Origin of the sequence: Streptomyces turgidiscabies Car8 (genome assembly GCF_000331005.1) — a bacterium.
Lineage (GTDB): Bacteria > Actinomycetota > Actinomycetes > Streptomycetales > Streptomycetaceae > Streptomyces > Streptomyces turgidiscabies.
In genome coordinates this window covers 1-7,081 of record NZ_AEJB01000133.1, presented here as the reverse complement: position 1 = coordinate 7,081, position 7,081 = coordinate 1, and the positions used below count along the sequence as shown (strand labels likewise).

General features: G+C 72.0%; 7 protein-coding genes. 3 read left to right on the top strand and 4 right to left on the bottom strand.

Features of this window, described 5'->3' with window-relative positions:
* Window positions 1-38 precede the first annotated feature (38 nt).
* Complete coding sequence (locus STRTUCAR8_RS48890; protein WP_006375145.1) at window positions 39-1,010, bottom strand: DUF4190 domain-containing protein; 972 nt, start codon at window positions 1,008-1,010, stop codon at window positions 39-41.
* A 239-nt stretch (window positions 1,011-1,249) separates the two neighbouring features.
* Between STRTUCAR8_RS48890 and STRTUCAR8_RS08515 the strand changes: the two genes are divergently transcribed.
* Together STRTUCAR8_RS08515 and STRTUCAR8_RS08510 are read left to right on the top strand one after the other, a co-directional pair.
* A complete protein-coding gene (locus STRTUCAR8_RS08515; protein ID WP_006375140.1) occupies window positions 1,250-2,314 on the top strand; it encodes an adenosine deaminase in 1,065 nt (354 codons plus the stop codon).
* Between the two features lie 34 nt (window positions 2,315-2,348).
* Entirely contained in the window at window positions 2,349-3,032 is a 684-nt protein-coding gene (locus tag STRTUCAR8_RS08510) for a glycerophosphodiester phosphodiesterase (RefSeq protein ID WP_006375144.1), read from the top strand.
* Window positions 3,033-3,070: 38 nt separating this feature from the next.
* Here the strand turns inward: STRTUCAR8_RS08510 and STRTUCAR8_RS08505 are convergent, their stop codons facing one another.
* The gene (locus tag STRTUCAR8_RS08505; protein WP_044471863.1) at window positions 3,071-4,747 is read right to left on the bottom strand and encodes a sigma-70 family RNA polymerase sigma factor; all 1,677 of its coding nucleotides are present in this window, start codon (window positions 4,745-4,747) and stop codon (window positions 3,071-3,073) included.
* Window positions 4,748-4,893: 146 nt separating this feature from the next.
* Here STRTUCAR8_RS08505 and STRTUCAR8_RS08500 point away from each other — a divergent pair, with 146 nt between their 5' ends.
* The gene (locus tag STRTUCAR8_RS08500) at window positions 4,894-6,237 is read left to right on the top strand and encodes a serine hydrolase domain-containing protein (protein ID WP_006375143.1); all 1,344 of its coding nucleotides are present in this window, start codon (window positions 4,894-4,896) and stop codon (window positions 6,235-6,237) included.
* On the opposite strand, the gene STRTUCAR8_RS08495 is transcribed toward STRTUCAR8_RS08500, so the two are convergent.
* Window positions 6,227-6,754 (bottom strand): hypothetical protein, encoded by a 528-nt coding sequence (locus STRTUCAR8_RS08495; protein ID WP_006375139.1) that lies wholly within the window; start codon window positions 6,752-6,754, stop codon window positions 6,227-6,229. The genes STRTUCAR8_RS08500 and STRTUCAR8_RS08495 overlap by 11 nt on opposite strands.
* 16 nt (window positions 6,755-6,770) lie before the next feature.
* Window positions 6,771-7,081, bottom strand: a 311-nt coding sequence (locus STRTUCAR8_RS08490; RefSeq protein ID WP_006375146.1) for an MmyB family transcriptional regulator, incomplete at its 5' end; no start/stop codon positions are given.

Below are 7,081 nucleotides of genomic sequence, written 5' to 3'. Positions count from 1 at the left end.
TGCCTCGACCGCTCGGAGCTGCCTGGCCGACCCGCTCGTCAGAGCTGCTGGGACAGGGAGGTCGAGAAGCTGCCGTCGACATCGTCCGCGGAGCCCTCGTCGCCGAACGCGATGATGAGGACCCCGAACGCCACGGCGAGGACGATGGCGACACCACCGCAGATGATTCCGGCCAGCGCCTGGCCCGGGTTGGTCGCCTGGCCCCGCCGGGCCCTGCCCCGGGAGATCAGGCCGAAGACCACGGCGAGAATGCCCAGGATGATCGCCAGCGGCCAGAGACAGAAGAGGACGGCGGAGGCGATACCGACCACGAGCGAGGCGGTACCCAGGCCGTTCATCGGCTGAGGCCCCATGGGGGCCCAGCCGTAACCGGGACCGCCGCCGTACATCGGGGGCGCGGGATACCCGGGGCCGGGGCCGCCGTATCCGGCCTGCTGCGGGTAGCCGTAGCCCGGTCCTGACGGGTACGGCGGGTAGGCGTACGGGACCTGGCCGGGGCCGCCGGGGGCTATCGGCGGAGGAGGCACCGGCTCGCCGGGCGCGGCGGGCTGGGCGTAGGAGGCGTGCGGGGCGGGGGGCGCGAAGGGGTTGTCCTGCGGGGTCCCGGCCGCGGGAGCCCCGGGGGGCGCGAAGGGGTTGGCCCACGGCTGGGACGCCTGAGGCGCGGGCGGGGCGCCCGTCGGTGTCGAGGTGACCGTGGGGTGGTTGTGGACGGCGGGAGGTGGTGGGGTGGCGTCGCCGTTGTTCCAGAACACCGTGCCGCCGGGACCGTCGGGGACGGAACCCGAGCGAGGGCTGTCGTCTGCCGGGGGCGCCCAGGGGTCGAACTCGGGTTCGGCTTCTGTCCTGCCGCCGGGTGCCGCCCCGGCCGGCGGCTTGTCCAGCGGGACCCGCGCGGGTGTGCCGCTCGCCGGGCTGTCGCTGACGGTTTCGCCTGTCGCCGCGCCCTCGGAACTCGCCCCCTCAGGGACGTTCTCCGGTGACTGCGACGGCTGCGCGGCGTCGGACATGCGTGGGGCCCCCTCGTTCGTATGTTCCGTCATGCTACGACCCGCCGCCCACCGGGCGACCGGGCACCTCCGGCATCCTCACCCGGCCCTTCCACCTGCCCTGTCCCGCCTCCGGGCGGAATCCACGGGCGCCTGCCCGCACGCCCGGCCTACGATGATCCCCGAGTCATCGATCAGCCGATCACCCGCGCCCCGCCGACCGTCGCCCGGTCCGGGGCGCCGTTCCCGGGGAGGAACCCTTGACCGACCACCACCAGCGTGCCGCAGCCGGCGACCGTGACCCGCACGCCTTCATCGCCGGGCTGCCCAAGGCCGAACTGCACGTCCACCACGTGGGCTCCGCCTCCCCCCGGATCGTCTCGCAGCTGGCCGCCCGCCACCCCGACTCCGCGGTGCCCACCGATCCCGAGGCCCTGGCCGACTTCTTCACGTTCACGGACTTCGCCCACTTCATCAAGGTGTACCTGTCCGTCGTGGACCTCATCCGCACACCCGAGGACGTACGGCTGCTGACGTACGAGATCGCCCGCGACATGGCACGGCAGCAGGTCAGGTATGCCGAGCTGACCATCACCCCGTTCTCCTCCGTCCGCCGCGGTATCGACGACCGCGCCTTCATGGACGCGATCGAGGACGCCCGCAAGTCGGCCGAGGCCGAGTTCGGGATCGTACTGCGCTGGTGCTTCGACATTCCGGGCGAGGCCGGGCTCGAATCCGCCGAGGAGACGGTGCGGCTCGCCACCGACGACCGGCTGCGCCCGGAGGGGCTGGTGTCGTTCGGGCTCGGCGGGCCCGAGATCGGCGTACCCAGGCCGCAGTTCAAGCCGTACTTCGACCGGGCGATCGCCGCCGGACTGCGGTCGGTGCCGCACGCGGGCGAGACCACCGGCCCGGAGACGGTCTGGGACGCGCTGAACCATCTGCGCGCCGAGCGCATCGGACACGGTACGAGCGCCGCGCAGGACCCCGCGCTGCTCGCCCATCTCGCCGAGCAGCGCATCGCCCTGGAGGTCTGCCCGACGTCCAACATCGCCACGCGCGCGGTCCGTACGCTCGACGAGCACCCCCTCAAGGAGTTCGTGCGGGCCGGCGTCCTCGTCACGATCAACTCCGACGACCCACCGATGTTCGGCACCGACCTCAACAGCGAGTACGCGGTCGCCGCCCGGCTGCTCGACCTCGACGAGTGGGGTGTCGCGGACCTCGCCAAGAACGCCGTCGAGGCCTCCTTCCTCGACCCGGCGGGCAAGGCCGCGCTGGCCGCCGAGATCGACACGTACACCTCGGCGTGGCTCGCCCCCTGACGAATCACCCACCCCAGCCGCGCACAATGGGCCCATGCAGAACGTGACCGCCGTGGCCCATCGCGGCGACCCCTACCGCGCCCGTGAGAACACGATCGACTCGCTGCGTTCCGCGCTCGACCGGGGCGCGGACGCGGTCGAGATCGACGTACGGCTCACCCGTGACGGCGTGCCCGTGCTGCTGCACGACGCGACGCTGAAGCGGCTGTGGGAGCGGGACCGGCCGCTGGCCGCCTTGTCGGCGGCCGAGGTGCGCGGCCTGACGGAGGGCGGGGTGCCGACGCTCGCGGAGACGCTGGCCGTGACCGAGGGCAGCCGGGTGATGATCGATCTGCCGGGATCGCCCGATGTGCGGGCGGTACGGCGAGTGGTGGACGTCGTCCGGGAGTGCGCGGCGGGGGAACGCGTGTACTACTGCGCGGACGCTCCGGCGATGCTCGCGGTGCGCGCGGCGGACCCGTCCGCCGAGATCGCCCTGACCTGGAAGACCCTCGCGCCGCCGCGCCCCGCCCTGCTGGCCGCGATCCGCCCGCGCTGGCTCAACTACCGCTTCACGCTGGTCGACCGGCAGCTCACGGCACGGGTGCACCGGGGCGGCCATCTGCTGTCGGTGTGGACTCCGGACACCCGTCGTTCCATGCGCCGACTGCTGGACGCCGGCGTCGACTCGATCACCACCAACCGGATCGACGCGCTGTGCGCGCTGCGGAAGGGATGACGCGGACCGGCCGCTGAGCAGGCTGAGCAGATCCTGCCCTATACGTGGGACTCCTGTGCCACGGTCGCCGGGTCGGCCGGGGTGTCCCGGGTGACGTACTGGGGGACGGGGGTGTCGTCCTTGCCGGTGTCGCGGACCAGTCCGTAGCGGATGGCGCCCTCGGGGGGTCCGCTGGTCACGTCCTTCTCCACGTCGTCCCAGGTGGTCGGGAAGACGTTCAGGCCGTAGTCGGCGCCGCGTTCGTTCACGGTGAGGGTGACGCTGCCGTCGACGTAGAAGTACTCGTTCTGCCACATCTGCTGGGTGCCGGCCGGCGGGACGGCGTAGCCGGTGGCCGAGTTGCCCATTCCGGTGGCGGAACTGTCGGTGGCGCTGACCCGGTCGTCCATCCGTCGGCCGCCGCCCGACGCCACATGGAAGAGCCTGCCCTTCAGTCCGGTCCAGGTCGGCATGACCAGGCTGCCGGACCGGTACTGCGGCGAGATCTGCCAGCGGACCAGGACATAGCCCCGGCCGGTGAGCGTCACGCTGTCCCCGCGGTGGTTCATGGTGGCGTGCGCGCCTCCGGTGCTGGTGATCCCCGTCTCGGGCCGGCGCGGGAGGGCGGCGGGCCGCGCGTTCGGGTCGGGTGCCGTGTCGACGGCGTCGACGACCGTGCCGTAGAGGTCCGGCTTCGGGCGGGTCGCCGAGGGCGTGGGCGAGGGTGACGGCGACGCAGAGGGCGACGGGGACGGGGGCGCGGAGGTGGCGGGTGCCTGGGGCCGGGGACGCGCCGTGGGTGCCGCGACCGCCGGAGGCGGGTCCTGCGCCGGGTACGTGACGACGTAGGCGCCGCCCGCGATGATCGTCGCCCCGGCGCTCAGGGCGACGGCCGGCTTGGTCAGGGCGCCGAGCACCTTGCCCGACCAGCCGACGGAGGCGCCGGTGGTCGCGGCGGCAGCCGTCTTGCCGCCGAAGGCCAGCGACAGGGTCAACCCGACGGGCAGCGGGACCAGCGCGATGCCGACGAGGAGCCGTTCCGCCGGTACGACGACCGCCTCGCCGGGGCTCGCGCAGTACGCGCACCCCCTGATGTGCCGGGCCAGCCGCTTGCGCCACACGGAGTCCGGGTCGCCGTCCCAGCGGGCGGTCACTTCCCGCAGATCGGGGCAGGCGCCGTCGAGCGCCCGGACGATTCCGCGCGAGGCCTCCAGGCGCTCCTTCATCCGCTGGACGCGGACGGCGGCGTGCTGCCGGCTGATACCGACGGCGGCCGCCAGCTCACGGCGGCTGAGCTCGCCCGCGACCTCCAGCCACCACAGCGACAGCAGTTGCCTGTCCTCGTCGTCGAGCCAGCGCACCGCCTCCGCGACCTCGCGCCGCTGCCCCTCCAACTGGAGCCTCAGCACGGTGAGTTCGGCGAAATCGGTCACTCTGTCGGCCGTCTCGTCACGGAGTGTGTCGGTCGTACGGCGGCGCGCGCGGTCCCGGATCTGGCGCATCGTGATCGCGACGAGCCACGACCGGAAGCTGTCCGGATCACGGAGTGAGCCGAGGTTGTCGACGGCCCTGAGCATGGTCTCCTGCACGACGTCGTCGACGTCCGCGTGACCGTTCAGCGCCCGGCCGACGATGTTGTAGACCAGCGGCAGCCAGCCCGCGACCACCTCGTCCAGCGCGTGCGGGTCACCGGCCTGCGCCGCAGCGATGGTGGAACTCCACTGGCGCCCGTCCACAAAAGCCCCTTCTCGTACGTGTGTGCACCTTACGTCGCCCTGTTGCACACCAGTTCCTCACCGGGTCTCCCGAGGGGACGGATCACGGACACCGCCGATAACAGTTTTTGCCCCTCCCCCAGACCGCCCGGACCTGGACCCTAGGTGTGATCCCCGACAAGATCCGCACGCGGTACGCCAGTTGCCCTGAGGACGACCCCAGGGTCGGCGTCCTCCTCGCCGACGATCCCGGTCACTCCGTACGGATCAAGAATGTGAACATCCACACCAGCCGCCACCTGCCCGACCACCACCCACAGGAGCAGCCGATGCACATACGCCCGCGTACCGCCGCCCGCGCCACAGCCCTCGCGACCGTCCTGACGCTCGCCCTCGCCCTGCCCGCCGGCGCCCTCGCCGTTCCCGCGTCGGCCGCCTCCTCCACCTCCGGCCCGACGACCGGGAAGGACACCGCACCGGACGCGAAGGCGCTGCGGGCCGCGCTCGCCGGGTTACCGGACGGGGACGCGACGGCGGCTCTCGTACGGGTCGGAGGTACCGGCGGTGTCTGGCGCGGCAGCGCGGGTGTGCACGACCTGGCGACCGGGCGGCCGGCGGACCCGAACGCGCGTTTCCGGGTCGGATCGACGACGAAGGCGGTCACGGCGGCGGTCGTGCTCCAACTCGCGGCGGAGGGCGAGGTGGACCTCGGCCGGCCGGCCCGCCACTACCTTCCGGACCTGATCCCCAGCACGTACGCGCACGTGACCGTGCGCCAGCTCCTCAACCACACCAGCGGCATCCCGGCCGCCGCCGGCACCGGTACGACGTTCGAGGAGTGGTACGCGCACCGCTTCGACCGCCACTCGCCCCGCGCGATGGTCGCCTCGGCCACCGCCGAGCAGCCCGAGTTCATGCCGGGCACCCGGCAGCACTACCTCAACATCAACTACACCGTGCTCGGGCTGCTGATCGAGCGGATCACCGGCCACTCGTACGAGCACGAGACGGCCCGCCGGATCTTCGCCCCGCTGAGAATGCGGAACACGTACTTCCCCGGCACCGACCCGGACATCCGGGGGCCGCACAACCACGGCTACCAGGCGGTGCCGCGCGCCGACGGCACCACGGAGTACCGCGATGTCACGGTGTGGGGCACCACGGACAGCTGGGCGGCGGGCGCGATGATCTCCACGACGGCGGATCTGGAGCGGTTCCTGACCGCCCTGTTCCGCGGCCGGGTGGTGCCGGAGCCACAGCTGGAGGAGATGTTCACCGTCCCGGCCGACATCTCGGACGCCACGATGAGCGCGGGCCTGGAACGGTATGTCACGGACGACGGTACGGAGTTGTGGCTGAAGTCGGGTGGCCGCTGGGGCTACAACGCGCTCATCGCCGCCACCCGCGACCTGTCCCGCACCCTCGTCTACAGCGTCAACTCGACCGACGCGAAAGGCCAGGGCATGAACCCCGTCGCCGCGCGCGTCGTGCGGGCGGCCTTCACACCGTGACACCGGCCGCGGCCGGGGGCGCCGCCGTCAGCGCCTCCAGCCGCTTGATCCGCTTCCGTACGACGTACAGCGGGATCACCCCGAACACCCCGAACGACATGTCGATCACCGTCCACCAGAAGGGAATTCCCCGGATCGGCCCGCAGATCAGCGCGAGCGGAACGATCCCCGCGCAGGCGATCATCCCGAACTCGACGACCCAGATGTTGCGTACGGGGTCGCGGTAGGGCCCGTAGAAGGCGACCGCGATGACGAGGTGGGCGAAGGCGAGCCAGTCCGTGCCGTAGAGGACGAACGGGTAACGCTCGTCGGTGGCGTCGAGGCCTTCGCGTACCCGCTGGATCCAGTCCATCGCCCCCGGCAGGTGCTCGGGTACGGACAGGGCCCTCAACAGGGTCTCGGTCCAGCGCAGTTCGTGGACGAGGGGGAAGGCCGTGGCGCCACTGAGCACCAGACACACGACGAAGAGGACCAACCAGGCGCGAATGCCCTTGAGCAGGGCGGCTCTGTCGCTCATGGACGCAGCATACGCTTTAGTTGAACGCGTTCAAAAACATTTCCGCGCGCCCCCGCGACTGAACGCGGCCCGGCGGGACCCAGCCGGGTACGTCCATCCGCTGGGCGCCGACGACCGACAGGAGCCTCAGCACTTCCTCGGACGATGTGCCGGGTTCGGCGGTGTAGATCACGACCCGCTGGTCCCGGTCGGCGATGTCGAGGACGTCGCAGTCGACGGTGACGAGGCCGACCAGCGGGTACTGGAAGGTCTTGCACAGGCTGGGTGCGGCGGACACGTCGCGGGAGGCCCAGAGCCGGGCGAACTCCGCACTGCCGACGAGGAGTT